The sequence below is a fragment of the Microbacterium sp. SS28 genome (assembly GCF_022761035.1).
Lineage (GTDB): Bacteria > Actinomycetota > Actinomycetes > Actinomycetales > Microbacteriaceae > Microbacterium.
Window position 1 is genome coordinate 277,237 of record NZ_JAKWJP010000006.1, and the last position, 17,059, is coordinate 294,295.

General features: G+C 72.1%; 14 protein-coding genes. 7 read left to right on the forward strand and 7 right to left on the reverse strand.

Annotated elements, in window-relative coordinates; genetic code table 11:
- Nucleotides 1-95: 95 nt before the first annotated feature.
- Complete coding sequence (locus tag MJ607_RS17800) at nt 96-1,457, forward strand: DUF58 domain-containing protein (RefSeq protein WP_243076951.1); 1,362 nt, start codon at nt 96-98, stop codon at nt 1,455-1,457.
- A gap of 139 nt (nt 1,458-1,596) precedes the next feature.
- On the forward strand, nt 1,597-2,394 hold the full coding sequence (gene aqpZ / locus MJ607_RS17805) for an aquaporin Z (protein WP_243076952.1): 798 nt from the start codon (nt 1,597-1,599) through the stop codon (nt 2,392-2,394).
- Nucleotides 2,395-2,590: 196 nt separating this feature from the next.
- On the opposite strand, the gene MJ607_RS17810 is transcribed toward aqpZ, so the two are convergent.
- Nucleotides 2,591-3,586: a stage II sporulation protein M gene (locus tag MJ607_RS17810; protein WP_243076953.1), complete on the reverse strand. Its 996-nt coding sequence runs from the start codon at nt 3,584-3,586 to the stop codon at nt 2,591-2,593.
- Between the two features lie 16 nt (nt 3,587-3,602).
- Here MJ607_RS17810 and MJ607_RS17815 point away from each other — a divergent pair, with 16 nt between their 5' ends.
- Complete coding sequence (locus tag MJ607_RS17815) at nt 3,603-4,451, forward strand: RDD family protein (RefSeq protein WP_243076954.1); 849 nt, start codon at nt 3,603-3,605, stop codon at nt 4,449-4,451.
- 182 nt (nt 4,452-4,633) lie between these two features.
- Here the strand turns inward: MJ607_RS17815 and ahcY are convergent, their stop codons facing one another.
- Both ahcY and MJ607_RS17825 read right to left on the reverse strand, forming a co-directional pair.
- Nucleotides 4,634-6,124, reverse strand: coding sequence for an adenosylhomocysteinase (gene ahcY, locus MJ607_RS17820; RefSeq protein WP_243076955.1), 1,491 nt, complete (start codon nt 6,122-6,124; stop codon nt 4,634-4,636).
- Nucleotides 6,125-6,162: 38 nt separating this feature from the next.
- The gene (locus MJ607_RS17825; protein ID WP_243076956.1) at nt 6,163-6,369 is read right to left on the reverse strand and encodes a DUF3499 family protein; all 207 of its coding nucleotides are present in this window, start codon (nt 6,367-6,369) and stop codon (nt 6,163-6,165) included.
- A gap of 276 nt (nt 6,370-6,645) precedes the next feature.
- Here MJ607_RS17825 and MJ607_RS17830 point away from each other — a divergent pair, with 276 nt between their 5' ends.
- Entirely contained in the window at nt 6,646-7,086 is a 441-nt protein-coding gene (locus MJ607_RS17830) for a metallopeptidase family protein (RefSeq protein WP_243076957.1), read from the forward strand.
- 108 nt (nt 7,087-7,194) lie between these two features.
- On the opposite strand, the gene MJ607_RS17835 is transcribed toward MJ607_RS17830, so the two are convergent.
- From MJ607_RS17835 to manA, 4 genes are all read right to left on the reverse strand, one after another.
- Nucleotides 7,195-8,598 (reverse strand): DUF5719 family protein, encoded by a 1,404-nt coding sequence (locus MJ607_RS17835; protein ID WP_243076958.1) that lies wholly within the window; start codon nt 8,596-8,598, stop codon nt 7,195-7,197.
- Complete coding sequence (locus MJ607_RS17840; RefSeq protein WP_243076959.1) at nt 8,595-11,438, reverse strand: glycosyltransferase; 2,844 nt, start codon at nt 11,436-11,438, stop codon at nt 8,595-8,597. Before MJ607_RS17840 ends, MJ607_RS17835 begins: the two co-directional genes overlap by 4 nt.
- Before the next feature lie 80 nt (nt 11,439-11,518).
- Nucleotides 11,519-11,845, reverse strand: coding sequence for a WhiB family transcriptional regulator (locus MJ607_RS20095; RefSeq protein ID WP_279234817.1), 327 nt, complete (start codon nt 11,843-11,845; stop codon nt 11,519-11,521).
- A gap of 224 nt (nt 11,846-12,069) precedes the next feature.
- On the reverse strand, nt 12,070-13,230 hold the full coding sequence (gene manA, locus MJ607_RS17850) for a mannose-6-phosphate isomerase, class I (protein WP_243076960.1): 1,161 nt from the start codon (nt 13,228-13,230) through the stop codon (nt 12,070-12,072).
- 74 nt (nt 13,231-13,304) lie between these two features.
- Between manA and MJ607_RS17855 the strand changes: the two genes are divergently transcribed.
- The 3 genes from MJ607_RS17855 (at nt 13,305) to MJ607_RS17865 (ending at nt 17,048) form a co-directional block, all read left to right on the forward strand.
- Entirely contained in the window at nt 13,305-14,708 is a 1,404-nt protein-coding gene (locus tag MJ607_RS17855) for an O-antigen ligase (protein ID WP_243076961.1), read from the forward strand.
- Nucleotides 14,705-16,018, forward strand: a complete 1,314-nt coding sequence (locus tag MJ607_RS17860) for an O-antigen ligase (protein WP_243076962.1) — start codon at nt 14,705-14,707, stop codon at nt 16,016-16,018. The genes MJ607_RS17855 and MJ607_RS17860 overlap by 4 nt, the downstream gene beginning before the upstream one ends.
- Nucleotides 16,019-16,088: 70 nt before the next feature.
- Nucleotides 16,089-17,048: a glycosyltransferase gene (locus MJ607_RS17865; protein ID WP_243076963.1), complete on the forward strand. Its 960-nt coding sequence runs from the start codon at nt 16,089-16,091 to the stop codon at nt 17,046-17,048.
- Nucleotides 17,049-17,059 lie beyond the last annotated feature (11 nt).

Here is a 17,059-nt window from a genome sequence, read left to right on the forward strand (position 1 = left end):
GAAGCCCGCGTTGATGCGGCTCGGGTCAAGGTTGAGTAGCGCCGCGAAGCGCCGCGTATCGAAACCCCTCTGACAAAGGAGCAAGTCCAGGCCCCATGTACGTCACCGGCCGCCTCCCCCTGCTCGTCGCCCTCGGCGCCGTGCCCGTCGTGCTGCTCTCGCTCGCGGGCGTCGACGCGTGGGCGTCGGCGGGAGCGTGGGTCGTGCTGTGCATTCTGCTCGCGGGAGCGGATGCCGCGGCCGCGCCGTCGCCGCGCACGCTGCGCGTCGACCGCCGCATCCCTCGACGGGCTCTCCTCGGCCAGCAGGTCGAGGCCGAGCTGTGGCTGCAGAATACGGGCGACCGTCGTCTGCGCGGCCGCGCGCGGGACGCGTGGCAGCCCACGGCGGGGGCGCCGCCCGAGCGGCTGGCGGTCGACATCCCCGCGGGCGAGCGGCGCCGGTTCGCGGTGCCGCTGCTCCCCCGCCGGCGCGGCGAGCTGCGCTCGGAGTTCGTCGTGGTGCGCTCGGACGGACCGCTGCGCCTCGCGGGCAGGCAGGTGCGCCTCGACGCGCCGGGCGCGCTTCGCGTGCTCCCGCCGTTCACAGCGCGCAGGCACCTGCCCTCGCGTCTCGCGCGGCTGCGTGAGCTCGACGGCTCGACGAGCGTCCAGGTGCGCGGGCAGGGAACGGAGTTCGACAGCCTCCGCGAATACGTGCGGGGCGACGACGTGCGCTCGATCGACTGGCGCGCGACGGCCCGCGCGGGCACGACGATGCTCCGCACGTGGCGCCCCGAACGCGACCGCCACGTCGTGATCGTGATCGACACGGGCCGCACCGCCGCAGCCCGCGTCGGAGACGGCGTCCGCCTCGACGCCGCGATGGAGGCCGCGCTGCTGCTCGCGGCGCTCGCGTCGCGGGCGGGCGACCACACGCACCTCCTCCTCTTCGACCGGGTCACGCGCGGCCGCGTGACGCGCGTGGACGGACCCGCGCTGCTCCCGGCGCTCGTGGACGCGATGGCGCCGGTCGAGCCGCAGCTCATAGACACGGATTGGGATGCCGCGTTCGCCCAGGTGCGCGCCCTCACGTCGCGCCCCTCGCTCGTCGTGCTGCTGACGGCGCAGGACGCCCCCGACGCCGCACGCGGCTTCCTCGGCTCGCTGCCTGCCCTCGCCCACCGCGCACACGTCCTGGTCGGCACGGTCACGGTCCCCACGCCCTCTCCACCCGATGCTGGTGCGCCGGGCGGAGCATCCGGGCGCGTGGGCCCGGCGGCATCCGCTCCCGAACCGCGTCCCGACGCGGCGGAGGTCTATCGCGAAGCCGCCGCCGCCCGCACGGCGCGCGATGCGGCCGCCGTCGCCGACGCGATCGGCCGCGCGGGAGCCGAGGCGATCGCCGACACCCCCGAGGCTCTGCCGCCCCGGATCGCCGACCGGTACCTCGCGCTCAAGGCGGCCGGGCGTCTCTGACGCCCCGCGTCGCCGTATGACCCCGCGTGGCGGGATACCGGCTTGCGCGGCGGGGATTCCTGAGAGTCAGCTGAGCATGCCCTAGGCTCGCGATCGGACGGCAAGTCGGCCGTCTCCCCTTGCGAAGGAGTCTCATGCCATGAGCGATCCGCGACCTGAGAAGCCGATCGAGCCCACGCCCCTCGATCACACGCCCACCGCCCCGTCGACCGCTGCGACCCTCGCCGCGGAAGGCTTCGGCACCTTCCTGCTCGTGCTGGGCGTCATCGGCACGGCGCTCTTCGCCGCCAACTTCGGCGCGAGCTCCAACGGCACGTCCCTCGGCGTCGGATTCCTCGGCGTCTCACTCGCCGTCGGTCTCACGGTGGTCGCCGGCGCCTACGCCTTCGGACCGATCTCGGGCGGCCACTTCAACCCCGCCGTCACGCTCGGCCTCGCCGCGGCGGGTCGGTTCCCGTGGCGCGACACACTCAGCTACATCGTCGTCCAGGTCATCGGCGGCCTCGTCGCGACGACCGTCATCGTCCTGATCGGCCTCTCCAAGCCGGACTGGCTGAGCGCTGCACAGGACGGCGGCTTCGCGAGCAACGGCTGGGGCGAACTGTCGCCCGGAGGCTTCGGCATCCTGGGCGCGATCGTCGTCGAGACGCTGTTCACGGCGCTCTTCGTCATCGTCATCCTCGGCGTGACGCACCGGACCCGCGGCAACGCCGCCTTCGCGGGCCTCGTGATCGGTCTCACGCTGACCCTCATCCACCTCGCGACGATCCCCGTCGACAACACGTCGGTCAACCCGGCCCGCTCGATCGCGACGGCGATCTACGGCGGCGGCGAGGCGCTGGCCCAGCTGTGGGTCTTCATCGTGTTCCCGATCCTCGGCGCCATCATCGCGGGCTTCGCGTACCGCGCGCTGTTCGACGGCACGAAGAAGTCCTGACGTAAGTCGCGAAGGCCCCGGTCGCTGCGGCGCCTGGGGCCTTTCGCTGCCCGGCCCGCGGCATCCAATCCCGCCCGGGATTCCTTGCATCTCGCGGGCGCACCACACCGCCTCGAAACCTCACCTCTGTCATGCCGCGGCCGCGAACGCGAGACACACGGGAAGTCTCGCGACGATCTCGACCGACGCGAGCGCCTCAGCCCGCGACGAGCGTCGGCGTCCCCGCCTCGAACTCCGTCAGATCGCCCGCCTCGCCGAGGCGGTGGGCGCGACGGCCGACGACGAGCATGTACACGAGGAAGGCGCCGAGGGCTGCCGCCCCGATGCCGATCTTGAGCGGCCACGGCCAGGGCTGAGCCGTCACGAAGCCCTCGATCGCCCCGGAAAGCGCGAGGGCGAGCACGAGGCCGATCGCGATCGTCGCGAGCGAGCGGCCCGCCGCCGCGAGCGCCTCGCCGCGCGACCGGCGACCGGGCGCGACCCACGCCCAGAAGATGTGCAGCCCCGCCGCGCCCGCGACGAAGATGCTCGTGAGCTCGAGCAGCCCGTGCGGGAGGATGAACAGCAGGAAGACGTCACCCTGGCCGAAGGCGTTCATGACGGCCGCCGCGACGCCGACGCCGACGGCGTTCTGCACGAGCACCATGAGCGGCCAGATGCCCGTGATGCCGAACAGGACGCACTGCGCCGCGATCCACGCGTTGTTCGTCCACACCGTGCCCGCGAACACCGCCGCGGGGTTCTCGCTGTAGTAGTTCGTGAACTCGTTCTCGGCGTAGTACGACAGCTCGGCGTCCGATCCGAGCGTGGCGAGCAGCACGGGATCGTTCGAGATCCACAGCGCGACGACCGTCACGACCGCGATGAACGACACCGCGATCACGAGCGTCGTCCAGCGCACGCGGTACAGCGCGGCAGGCAGCTGCAGCACGAAGAAGCGCGGGATCTGCCGCAGGACGTTCTCGGGGCCGCCCGTCAACCGGAGCCGCGCCCGGGCGAGCATCGTCGAGACGTGGTCGCCGTGGGCCGTGCGTCCGGCGGAGGTCTTGATGTCCGCGAGATCGGCGGATGCCGCGCGATACCGCGTCACGAGCTCGTCGACCTCCGCGCCCGTGAGCGAGCGGCGCCGGCTCAGCTCGTCGAGCCGCGCCCACTCCGCGTGGCGCGCGGTCGTGAGGGCATCGAGGTCCATTTGGTTTACTTTACGCATGACACAGGCGCCGACCCCGATCGTCGTCGATGTGCGCCAGGACGAGATCCTCACGGGTGAGGCCGTCGCCCTCGACGTCCAGCCGATCGGCTTCTTCCTGCGCGCGCTCGGCTGTCTCATCGACGTGACCCTCGGGATCGGGATGCTGGTCCTCTTCGGACTCGTCGCCTCCTGGCTGCTCGGCTCGAACATCGTCGACTCGGCGGTCTTCCCGATCATGCTCGTCGTCGGGCTCGTGCTCGTCACCGTCGTGCTGCCGACTGTCGTCGAGACGGCGACGCGCGGGCGCAGCCTCGGCAAGCTCGCCGTCGGCGGCCGCATCGTCCGCAGCGACGGCGGAGCCTCGGGATTCCGGCAGGCCTTCATCCGGGCCCTCGTCGGCGTCTTCGAGATCTGGTTCACGGCGGGCGCCGTCGCGGCGATCGTGGGCGCCTTCACTCCGCGGTCGCAGCGGCTCGGCGATCTGCTCGCGGGAACCTACTCCGAGCGCACCCGCACCCCCGCGCTGCCCAACGCCCCGCACGGCGTACCGCCCGCACTCGTCCCCTGGTCAGGCGTCGCCGACGTCGCGCGACTGCCCGATCGCCTCGCGCGGCGCACGGCGCAGTTCGTCTCGCACGCCGAGAGCATGGAGCCATCCGCGCGCACGCGGGTCGCGACATCCCTCGCCCTCGAAGTCCGGGTGTTCGTCTCACCCGTCCCCGCCGTCGACCCCGAGACGTTCCTGCGCGGCGTCGTCGCGGTGCGCCGCTCCCGCGAGGTGCGCGCGCTGGGCCTCGAGGCGCAGCGCGTCGCGGCGCTCACCGCCGGCGCGACGGGCGCGCCGCGGGGTTTCCCGCAGCGCTGACCTGCGCGACGTCGACCCGGCGCAACGCAGGCCCCGTCAGGGCCCGTTTCTCCGGCGGTCGTTCGGATCGGCGGGAGTCTCACAGACCGCGAGTCGTGGTCTCGATACGGCGCTGGCGCGCCTACTCGACCTTGACCCGCGACGCGTCAACGCGGGCTTCGCTCGCGATGACCCGTCGCGCATCAATACCGGTAGTGGTCGAGCTTGTAGGGGCCGTCGACCGGGATGCCGAGGTAAGCCGACTGCTCGGGCGTGAGCTCGGTCAGCTCGACGCCGAGCGCCGCGAGGTGAAGGCGGGCGACCTTCTCGTCGAGCGACTTCGGCAGCGTGTAGACGCCGACGGGGTACGCCTCGCGGCGCGTGTAGAGCTCGAGCTGGGCGAGGACCTGGTTCGAGAACGAGGCGCTCATGACGAACGACGGATGCCCCGTGGCATTGCCGAGGTTCATGAGGCGTCCCTCGGAGAGGACCAGGACGCTGCGGCCGTTCGGCAGGCGCCACTCGTGCACCTGGGGCTTGATCTCGACCTTCACGACGCCCGGGATCGCTTCGAGCCCCGCCATGTCGATCTCGTCGTCGAAGTGGCCCACGTTGCCGACGATCGCGAGGTGCTTGAGGCCGAGCAGGTGCTCGGGCGTCACGACGCGCGTGTTCCCGGTGCCCGTGATGATGATGTCGACCTGGTCGATGACCGACTCGAGCTTCGCGACCTGGAAGCCGTCCATCGCCGCCTGCAGCGCGCAGATGGGGTCGATCTCGCCGACGATGACGCGCGCACCCTGCCCGCGCAGCGCCTCGGCCGATCCCTTGCCGACGTCGCCGTAGCCCGCGACGAAGGCGACCTTGCCGCCGATGAGCACGTCCGTCGCGCGGTTGAGACCGTCGGGCAGCGAGTGGCGGATGCCGTAGGTGTTGTCGAACTTCGACTTCGTGACCGAGTCGTTGACGTTGATCGCGGGGAAGAGCAGCTCGGAGGACGCCGCGAGCTCGTAGAGCCGGTGCACGCCGGTCGTGGTCTCCTCGGTCACGCCGATGAGCTCGGCCGCGATGCGCGTGAAGCGCTGCGGGTCCTCTGCGAGGCTCGCGCGGAGCGTCTCGAGGATGATGCGGTACTCGCCCGACGCGCCCTCCGCGGCGGCCGGGACGGCGCCCGCCTTCTCGAACTCGACGCCCTTGTGCACGAGCAGCGTCGCGTCTCCGCCGTCGTCGAGGATCAGGTTGGGGCCGTCGAAGCCCTCGGCCGACCAGTCGAAGATGCGGTCGGTGCAGCGCCAGTACTCCTCGAGGGTCTCGCCCTTCCACGCGAAGACCGGCACACCGGCAGGCGCGTCGACGGTGCCCGTCGGGCCCACCGCGATCGCGGCGGCGGCTTCATCCTGCGTCGAGAAGATGTTGCAGCTCGCCCAGCGCACCTGCGCGCCGAGAGCCGTGAGGGTCTCGATGAGGACGGCCGTCTGCACCGTCATGTGCAGCGAGCCGGCGATGCGCGCACCTGCGAGCGGCTGGGCCGCACCGAACTCGGCGCGCAGGGCCATGAGGCCCGGCATCTCGTTCTCGGCGAGGCGGATCTGGTGCCGGCCGGCCTCGGCGAGTGAGAGGTCGGCGACCTCGAACTCGAGCGGACGCCCTTCGGCGGACTGGGCGGGAGCGGCGACGGGCGCGGAAGTCGACATCCGGCCATTCTCCCATGCCCCGCTGGGGACTGCCTGGCTCAGACCCGAAGCGTCTCGTGCCGGACCACGACCCAGCCCTTGGGCACCGAGAGCCGATCGGTGTGGATCGCACACAGATCGTGCGCGTGCGGGTCGCCGTCGCGGCCCAGCGGGCCGATCACGGCCATCTGATCGCCGTAGTCGTAGGTCAGGGTCGAGACCGCCTCGCGGGCGCATCCCACTTTTGAGCAGAGTCTCTCGCGCATCGCCCCGACCCTAGCCGCACGGGCGCACATCGACCCGGATGCCGCGCCGCCGCACGCTCGGCCGGCAAGGACCGCCCACCCCGGCGAGGACGCGCGCACCGGTGTGGGGTGATCCGCGGTCGCCTCACGGCCCGCGACCCGGCCACAACTCACCCCGCCGGCCCTGCCCGCGCCGATCCGGGGTGAACCGCTGCCGCGACATGTCGCACGACGCGGCATCCACTCACCCCTTCCCGCCCCTCGGCCGGGGACCACCCGCCCGCCTAAGATGGCTCCATGGCATGGCGGAGGACTCGGGATGCTGCGCGCAAGGCGCGGCGACCTTCGCGTCACGGCCGCCACGGCCGCGAGGGGCGCAGCTCGGTCGTGAAGCCCCCTCTGCCCCCGCTCGACACCCGCGCCGAGCGATTCGACCTCGCGGTCGGGACGGCGGCGGAGTTCCTGCGATCGTCGTGGGAGGAGCTTCGCGACGTCAGCTTCGAGATCGCCGACATGCCGGCCGCGACCGACGAGGACGGCATCCCGCGCTGGCACGTCCTCTCGCAGGAGAAGCGGATCGTCCTGTACCGCCTCCCCATCGAGCGGCTGAGCCATCTCCACCGCAACGACGACCTGCATCGCCGCATGATGATCGAGGGATGCGTCTTCCGCGCCGCCGCGGAGTACCTGGACCGCGATCCGTGGGACCTCGGCCCGGAGCGCTTCCGGTACTTTTGACGCGCCGCGGATCAATGCGAGCGAAGCCCGCGTTGATGCGCGGCGGGTCAAGGTTGAGTAGCCCGCCCGCAGGGCGCGCGTATCGAAACCCGGCCCGGATCCGCCTGGCTACGGGTAGACCACGATCGGCTCGGCCGCCGTGTCGGCCGACCAGACGGGGAATCCGGCGAGGGCGCCCTCGCCCGTGAGTGACACGCCTGCGCGCACGGGCGCGCCATCGGCATCCAGCTCGTAGACGGTCTCGGGCCGCAGGCTGAAGCGCTCGGATCGTCCCGCGGGGACCGTGACGGTCGTCGAGCTCGTGCCGTCGACCGCGTCGACGGCGACCTCGACCGCGGCATCCGTCGGATTCATGACCGTGAGCGCGGGCGACGGTCCCGCGGGGGTCGCGAAGAGGCTCGGAACGGAGATGTCGGGCGCGGGCACGAACCACGCGAAGTCGGCGCCCTCGGCGAATCCGGTCGTCTGCCACAGGGCGCCCACGAGCGGCGCATCGGCCTCGATCTGCACGGTGTACTCCCGCGGGTCGAGCCCGCTCAGGTCGACGTCGACGGGCAGTCCGGCGCTCAGAGGGACGACGATCGGCTCGGCGCCTGCCGCCGCGGTACCCGTGGGGAGCGCCGTGACGGAGGCTGTCGCGTCGGAGGAGGGCGAGAGGAGCCGCAGGACCGTCGGCGCTCCGATCGCGGGTCCGTCCGCCTCTACGACGGACACGCCGGGGATCACGAGACGCCGCTGGGGCGTCGCGATCGCGCCGACGACGTCGACGCCTCCCGCGATCAGGGTGCGGGTGATGCTCGCCTGCAGCGCAGCCGTCACGGGCGCTCCCGTCGCCGTGACGCGGATGACGGGGCTCGCCTCGCCGAGCGCGAGACCCGCGATCGCGACGGCCTGCTGCGTGCCGGCCGGCACGACCAGCTTGCCCCCCGGGGGCACGACGGGTCCGTCGGTGCCGTACACCGTCAGTTCCACCGTCGCGGGCACTTCTCCGGGGTTGCCGAGCAGGAGGATGTCGGCCGACCCTGTCGTCGTGGCGCCGCCGACGATCCACGACTCCATGAGCGGCGGGCGGCACGCCGACGCGGCGTATCCCGAAAGGTCGGGGTCGCCGATCTGCGACGAGCCGGAGGCCGCGACATCCGTCCGCGTCCGTCCGTCGGGCTCAGCCGTGTAGACCGGCACGAACGAACCGGGCGTCGCCGAGAGGAGGTCCGACTCGACGAGCGGCGGCGATCCTTCGCGCACGCCTGCCGTGACCTCCTGCGTCGCGGAGACCGAGATCGCCTGCGCTGCCGCGGCATCGCGCCCGAGCGCGAGGAGCGATCCCGAGCAGCCCAGGATGCTCGCCTCGGGTGCCGGCGTCGCGACGATCTCGACGGGCTCGCGCGTGAGCGTCGGCCACGGTACGACGATCCCCGTCACGACGGCGACGACGAATCCCGCCGCCACGAGGGTGCCCGCGAGCATGCGCGCGCCCGTCGTGGCCCAGCGGAAGGGTCTCCGGTCGCTCATCGTCCCTCGCTCCAGTACGGCCCGACGACGCGGGGCGTGCGCTGCGCGGCGCGACGCGCGGCCGCCGTCGGCAGCGCGAGCAGCAGGGCGACGACAAAGGCCGCAAGCTGTCCGAGCGCGATGCTCCGCGTGAGACCCGGATCGGAGGCCTCAGCGCGCGGCGCGAGCGGAACGATGACGCGCCACAGGGTGCCCTTGGGCGTGTCGCCGACGGCGTCGAGCCCGTCCCGCTGGTCGAGCGCCGTCTGCGCAGAGAGCCCGAAGGCGCGGGCGGCATCGGATTCGGGCGCGGCGGCCGGCGCGAGCAGGACGAAGCCGATGCCCTCCGCGGCGACGCCGGCGACGGCATCCCCCGCGGATCCCGTGATGAGATCCGCCGACAGGTTGGCGACGGTGCGGTCGGCGGCGGTCGCCTCGGTCTGCGTCGAGACGATCGTCGCCTGCCCCCCGAGCGTCTCGCTGCCGCCCCACACAACCTCGGCAGCGACGCCGCCGCCGTTCTGCGGCGTGAGGACGAGCGTCCCGACATCGGGGTCGTCACGGCCTTCGGCGGCGACGTAGGCGGGCAGGGTGCTGTCGGGGCCGTTGGTCAGGAACGTCTCGCCGCGCGACGACGCCGTGAGCCCCGGCACCGCCAGCAGGCCCACAGCCGCGACGACGCCGAGCGCAACGAGGGTCCGCACGACAGCGAGCCGCGGGGCGAGGCCTGAGTCGAGTGCGACGAGCGCGCCTCCGAGCGCGCCGAGCCACGCAAGGCTCACGCCCGCGCCGGGCCAGATCGATACGGTCGCCGATTCCGCGAAGGCGACCGCGATGCCCGCCGCCGCGAACGCCGTCGCGATGCCGGTCGCCGCGACGATGAGCAGCACGACGCCCGCGGCCCAGCGCTGCGTCACGGCGGCGACGAGCGCGAGCACCGCGATCGGCGCGCACAGGAGCGGCACCCACCACGTCGGCGCCTCGGGTCCGAGCAGCGACTGCCATCCGCCCGGGTCGGTCGTGGGGAATCCCGCCGCGAGGAGCGCGCGACCCGCGACGTCGGGAGCGACCTGGGGCCCCGCCCATACGACGCCGGGGTCCGAGGCGAGCGCCCACAGATCGCCGCCGACCACTTGATGCCAGACGAGCGGCGCGGCGAGCGCCGCCGCCGGCACGAGCACCCACACGAGCTGCGCGATGCCGCGGCCCGCGCGCCGGGCGACAGTGATCGCGAGGGCGACGACCCACAGCACGATGAGGGCGGGGGCGAGGGAGGGAGCGCACGCGACGACCGCCGCGAAGAGGACGGATGCCGCTCCCGCCGCGACCCACGAGCGGTGCGCCGCCGCTCCCGCGTAGAAGAGCCACGGCAGCAGGAGGTGCGCGAGGACCGCCGTCGGCCGCCCCAGCACGAGCGCCGCGAGGAACGTCGGCGCGAGCGCCCACACCGCCCCGCCCGCGATGCGCAGCATCGATCGCTCTGTGACGCGCGTCGCCGCGAACCACCCGCCGAGTGCCGCGAGCGGAAGCGCGAGGACCCACACGAGGACGAGCGCGCGCGAGGGCTCGGCGGGCCACAGCGAGCCGACGACCGCGACGACGGCCGCGAACGGGTCGGCGGGACCCGTCTCATCGAGACCGAGGGCGCGCTGCCCGTAGAGGGTGTCGGCCCACAGCTGGCCGACGACCTCGCGCAGCGGCTGCAGGGCGCCGCCGCCGAGCACGTTCCATGCGAGGAGCGCGGGGAACGCCGCGACCGACGCCACGAGGGCCGCGAGCACGAGCCAAGCGCCGCCGCCGGAGAAGAACCGCAGCTCGGTGCGCCGCGCGTCGCCCAGATGCTCGTGGTCGTCGTCGAGGCGCTCGCGCAGCGCGGCGCGCGTCACGCGCAGCGGCGCGAGCTGCGTCCACGAGACGCTCCGCGTGCGGCGGATGCGCCCGCGCGATCGGGCGATCGCGCCGAGACGGACCGCCGCGAGCGCCGCGGCCGCCCACTCCGGCGCGATGAGGCCCGGCTGCTTGCCGACCAGGAGCACGATCGTGCGCCAGACGGCGAGCGGCAGGAGCGCGAGCCACAGGAAGGGCACGGCGATCGGGTGCGCGTAGGCGAGGCGGCGATGCAGCTGGGCCGTGCGCTCGGCGACGGCGCGCTGCATGCGGCGAGCGCGCGTGACGGGGGCGGTGGGCCCGGCGACCCCGTCACCCGACACCGCGACGAGCGCCGTCGGCACGAGGGCGATGCGCGATCCCGCGAGTCGTGCGCGCACGCCGAGGTCGAGGCCTTCGTCGGCTCCGCGCATCCCGCGGTCGAGGCCCTCGAGTCTGCGCCACTCGTCGGTGCGGATCAGGATGCCGCGCACGTCCGTGCCGAGGACGTCCTCCCGCACGTCGTGCTGGCCTTGGTCGAGCTCGCCATCCGCGAGTCCGACGGTCCGGCCGAGGCGTGTCATGCTCACGCCGAGCGAGACGATCGCGGAGCGGTCGTCGGCCCGCACGAGCTTCGGCGCGACGAAGGCGACGGAGGGTGCGAGCTCGAGCGCGCCCGCGAGCTTCGCAAGGGCGTCCGCCTCGGGGGTCGTGTCCTGCGCGAGCAGCCACACGGAGTCCCCCGCGAGGCGCCGCGTCGCGATCGCCGTCGCCTCGGCGAAGCGAGTGCGCGCCGGCGCCGTGATGACCGATTCAGCGGGGGCGGATGCCGCGACCTCGGCGACGATCTCGTCCTCGCCGCATACGACGATCGTCAGGTCGTCGATGGGACGTGTCTGGGCGGCGAGCGCCGCGAGAGTCCTGCGAAGGTGGAACGCGGCTGGCGTGCGCCCATCGGGGCGCACGACGAGGATCGCATGAACTCGGCCGGGCATGACGTCGTCAGCCTAGGCGGGCGGCATCCGTCGACCCGGGCGCACGCGCCGCGTGCGCCCGATCGCGGACGTCGCGCGACTCAGCTCGCGCGCCGCTTGAGCTTGCGCCGCTCGCGCTCGCTCAGGCCGCCCCAGATCCCGAAGCGCTCGTCGTTCTGCAGCGCGTACTCGAGGCACTCGTCGCGCACGTCGCACGTCGTGCAGACGCGCTTCGCGTCACGCGTCGAGCCGCCCTTCTCCGGAAAGAAGGCCTCGGGATCGGTCTGCGCGCACAGCGCATCCGTCTGCCATCCGAGCGGATTCTCGACATCTGTCTCGACTGGCCGACGAACCCCCGGAACGCCCAGATGGACCGGATCGACGAACCAATTGTCGGGAACGCCGGAACGGTACTGTGAGCCCGCCATCTCGTTCTCCCACCTGTGAACCCCCCACGCTGGTTCGCGTGTACGAGCAATTACACCCGTGTAATTCGCCCCGGTCAAGTCGCGAACCATAAAGCCTCAGGCGGCCCTTGAGGGTTCACGACGCGCCGACGGCGTGTCACGCGCGGATAACGCCTGGCCGGCACACGGACCGCGCCGAGCGTGCACGCAGGCGCGGCACAGCCGTACGGGGCGTGCGGGGCGCCTCAGCGCCCCGGCGTCGCGACGAAGAGGTCGCCCGTCCCGCGGGCTCGGAGCGTCCCCTCGTCGGGCGTCACGAGCACCGCGCGGCCCGGGATGAGGATCTCGCGGGCACCCGTCGCGGCTCCCTCGATCTCGACCTCGCCCGCCGTCACGAGGGCGATCGCGACGCCGTCGAGTGCGACATCCGTCCCCGTACCCGGCGTCGAGGCGTGCAGGAGCGCGAAGTCCGCGATGCCCTCCGCCGCGAACCGCTCGATGCCGCCCGCGAGGACGGCGGGACGCAGCACGGGCGCGGGGCCGGGCGTCGAGTCGAGCACCGAGAGAAGCTCGGGGACGTCGATGTGCTTGGGCGTGAGACCCCCGCGCAGGACGTTGTCGCTCGCCGCCATGAGCTCGACGCCCAGCCCCGCGACGTACGCGTGCAGCACACCTGCCGGCACGAAGACGGCCTCGCCCCGGCGCAGCTCGACGAGGTTCATGAGCAGCGCCACGACGACGCCGGGGTCGCCCGGATACGCGTCGTCGAGGTGACGCGACAGGGCGAGCTCCGCGGCGAACTCCTCGCTCTCGGCGGATGCCGCCGCCCCGATGAGGGCCGCCACCTCGGCCTGCGCGGTGCCCGAGAGCAGCCACGCGATCGTGTCGCGCAGCGAGGCTGCGGCATCCGTCCCCGCCAGTCGTGCGGTGAGCGGCTCACCCGCCGCGCCGAGCGTCGCGACGAGTCGTCGCGTCGCTTCGAGGTCGCGCAGCCCCGCGAGCGCCGTGAAGGTCTCGCTGACGGCGACGATGAGCTCGGGCTTGTGGTTGTCGTCGCGGTACGTGCGCTCGGCGGCGTCGCGCGGGATGCCGGCGGCCTCCTCGCGTGCGAACCCCTCCTCCGCCTGGGCCTTCGACGGGTGCGCCTGGATCGAGAGGGGGGATGCCGCCGCCAGCACCTTGAGCAGATACGGGAGGCGCGCCGGCGCGCCCGTGCCGGCGCCCTCGTCGGCGAGCCACTCGCCGAGCCCGCGCCCGTCGGGGACGACGGCGGGATCGGCGGGGTGGTCGCCGTACCAGACCTCCGCTTCGGGACGCCCGTTCGGTGTGCGCCCTTCCAGCTCGGCGATGAGGGTCGTGGACCCCCAGGCGTAGTCGCGCGGCTCGTTGATGAGAGGTACCAGCATGGCTCCAGCCTATTCACGCGCACGAGGGTGGCTCTCACGGCCGCGGAGGTGCCTCGCGGTACCCTGATGACACGATGGCGGTCCACTCGAAGCACCCCGCGTCGGCACCGCCGGCAGCGCCCGTCCGAGAGACGACGGGGCACCTCATGCTGCGCGCATGGTGCGTCTTCGTGCTGTTCCAGGCACTCGCGGGAACCGCCCTCGTGCACGCGTTCGACGAAAGCGGCGCCGCCGCCATCGCGATCGGCAGCGCGGGGTTCTCGCTGCTGCTGTGGTTCATCGTCCGCCCGCAGGTGCAGTGGCGGCGCCTCCCCGAGTTCGCGCTCGCCTACGTGCTGTGGGCGGGCCTCTCGATCTTCTGGTCGGCGTGGCCGCAGACGACCGCGCTGACGCTCCTGCTGCTCGGCATCACGACGGTGCAGGCACTGTTCGTCGGGAGCGTCCTCACGTGGCGCGAGCTCGTGCGCGCGATCGCGTCGGGCCTCAAGTGGGTCATCGCCCTCTCGGTCGTGTTCGAGCTGTTCGTCTCGATCTTCATCCAGCACGCTGTCATGCCGGGCTTCGCGCCCGTCCCCGAGGGCGATGTCGACCCCATCGTGTACTGGTCGCGCAACAACCTCTTCGACGGTGGGCGCATCCAGGGCATCGTCGGCAACGCCAACCTGCTGGGACCGCTGTGCCTCCTCGCGATCATCGTCTTCGCGATCCGCATCGCCGCCGGCGCACCCCGTCGCGTGCTTCTCTACATCTGGATCGGTGTCGCGACCTACCTGCTCATCCGCGCGGGCTCCGTGACGACCTACCTCGCGGCCGCCGGCGTCGCCGTCGTGCTCGCCACGATCCTCCTCATGCGCCGGGCCAAGCGGCCGGGGCAGCGCACGCCGTACTACATCGGCTACGCCGTGATCGGGCTCGGCGGCGCCGCCGCGCTGTGGCTCCTGCACGATCGGATCTTCGAAGCCCTCGGCCGCGGATCCGACCTCACGGGACGCACCGATATCTGGGCGACCGTCCTCGAGAAGGCGAACGAGCGGCCCTGGACCGGATGGGGCTTCGCGACGCCTTGGAACCCGAGCGACCCCGCCTTCGACGGCTGGATCATCGATCACGGCCAGACGGTCATGCAGGCCCACAACATGTGGATCGACGTCTATCTGCAGCTCGGCATCATCGGCATCGTCCTCATCGCGCTCACGTATCTCGCGTTCGTCTGGCGGGCCTGGTTCTTCGCCGTCGATCGTCCGCAGTGGGACCTCCGCGCCGACCGCCCCTACTCGTCGATGACGCTGCTTCCCTCGCTCGTGGGCGCGATCCTCCTCGTGCAGGGCTTCTCGGAGTCGGGCCCGCTGCTGCTGTGGGGCTGGATGTTCGTCGTCATGTTCAGCTTCAAGATCAAGCAGTCACCGCACATCGGCGAAGGCCCCGCCGAGCAGACCCTCGCGATCGAGCGCGGGGAGCTCACCCGAGAGGCGACGTGACCGATCAGGCGGCGGGGCGCGGCCCCGTCGCACTGCTGGCCTCTGCCGCGCTCGCGCGCGCCTTCAGCCTCGCCGTCTTCGGCGCGGTGTTCGGCGCCGTCGCCATCGAGCGGCTCGCGGGCCGGGTCACGTACGCCACGATCGTCACAGGGCTGTGCGTCATCGCGATCGGGATGCTCGTGGCCCGCCGCCGCGAGATCTCGCTGCTTCGCCTCGTGCCCACGACGCTCGTGCTGTTCGTCGGGTGGGTCGCCGCGAGCATCTTCTGGAGCTCGGATCAGACCCGGAGCTTCTGGAGCTGGCTCTCGCTCGCGGGGCTCACGATCCTCGCCGTCACGATCGGGCACGTCCGCGACACGCTGCAGACGGTCCGCTCGCTCGCCGACGTCATGCGCGTGCTGCTGTCGGTCTCGCTCGCGCTCGAGGTGCTGTCCGGCATCCTGCTCGACACACCCCTCAAGTTCCTCGGGATCCAGGGCAACATCGCTGCCCTCGGACCCATCCAGGGCATCTTCGGCACCCGCAACCTGCTGGGGTTCGCAGCGGTCCTGGCCCTCGTCACGTTCCTCGTCGAGTACCGCACGCAGTCCGTGCGTCCCGGCGTCTCGCTGTACTCGGTCGTCCTCGGCGGAGTCCTGGCCGTCCTGTCGGACTCCCCCACGGTCGTCGTGCTCGCCGCGGCGGTGGCCGTCGCCGCGGGCGCCCTCGCGCTCGTCCGGCGCGCCACGCCGCACCGGCGCTCCGCTCTGCAGTGGACCCTCGCCGGCGCGCTCGTCGTGGGCCTCGTCGCGGCGTACATCGCGCGGCATCCGATCATCGCGTGGCTCGGCGCGGGCAGCGACTTCTCCACGCGAGCGGGCCTGTGGGCGACGATTCTCAACTACGTCCGAAGGGACCCCGTTCAGGGCTGGGGCTGGTTCGGGCCCTGGGCGCCGAGCGAGATCCCGTTCATCGCGATCAACTTCCAGTCCGGCACCTCGCACGCCTCGGCCCTCAACGCCTACTTCGACGTCCTGCTCCAGCTCGGATGGGTCGGCCTCGTGCTCTTCCTCGCACTCGCCGGCTTCGCCTTCGTGCGGTCGTGGCTCGTCGCGAGCGAGCGCCGGTCGATCATCTACGCCTGGACGCCGCTCATCCTCGTCGCGCTCCTCGTGGACTCGATGTTCGAGAGCTTCACGCTGTGGGGCTTCGGCTGGCTCCTGCTCGTCCTGTGCGCCGTGCGCGCGGGTCAGTCACGGTCGTGGCGCGAGCGGATGGACCTCGGCGAGGGCGGCTCGGGGCTCCCGCACATCCCCGAAGAGCGCACATAGGGAACGTCCATGCGGGTCACGGTAGGATTCTCGGGCCATGCCTCTTGCCGCTGACAGCCCTGTGAAATCTATGACGACTGACTTCGACCCCGCGTCCGCGACGATCGCCGTCGTCACCTACAACCGCTCGGGACTGCTCACGCGCCTCCTCGAGAGCTTCGTGACGATGGACCCCAAGCCCGGCCATTTCGTCATCGTCGACAACGCCTCCGTGGACGACACGGCCGAGGTCGTGGAGTCGTTCCGCGAGCGTCTCGGCGACGGGCTCGTCTACCACCGCCTCGACACGAACACGGGCGGCTCCGGCGGCTTCAGCGAGGGCATGCGCGTCGCGTACGAGCTCGGCTCGACCTGGATGTGGCTCATGGACGACGACGTCGAGGTCATCCCCGACGGCCTCGCCAAGATGGGCAAGTGGGCGCCGCGCTTCAAGAGCATCCAGGGCCGCCGTTACGACTACGACGGCAGCGAGTTCTACTGGCAGTACCGCGTCGCCGAATCCCTCGGCATCCCGATTCCCTTCGCTCCTTCCGGATTCGACGAGTCCGGCTTCAAGGAGATGAATTCGGGATGCTTCGAGGGCATGTTCATCCACCGCGACATCGTGACGCAGATCGGCCTTCCCGACCCGCGCTTCTTCATCTATTGGGACGACCAACTGTACGGCTGGCTCGCCTCCCGCAAGACGACCTCGGTCATCGTGAACGAGTTCGTCCTGCGCCGCACGCGCGAGATCAAGCAGTGGGACATGGGCATCCGCCACATGAACGCCTCGAGCGACGCGTACCGGTACTACATCATGCGCAACCGCGCGCTGATCAAGCAGTACTACCGCGCACTGGGCGTCTACCACCGCATCCCGTTCGCGCTCGGGACCTCGCTCACCTTCGGCAAGGAGCTCATCCGGCTCCTGTTCGTCGAGCGCAAGGTCCGCGGCACGTCGAACCTGTTCCGGGGCCTGCGCGACGGCGGGAAGATCGCCCGCGACCGCTCGTGGCGGCCGATGCCGGCGCTCACGCCCGGGGGCTGACCCCTCAGGAT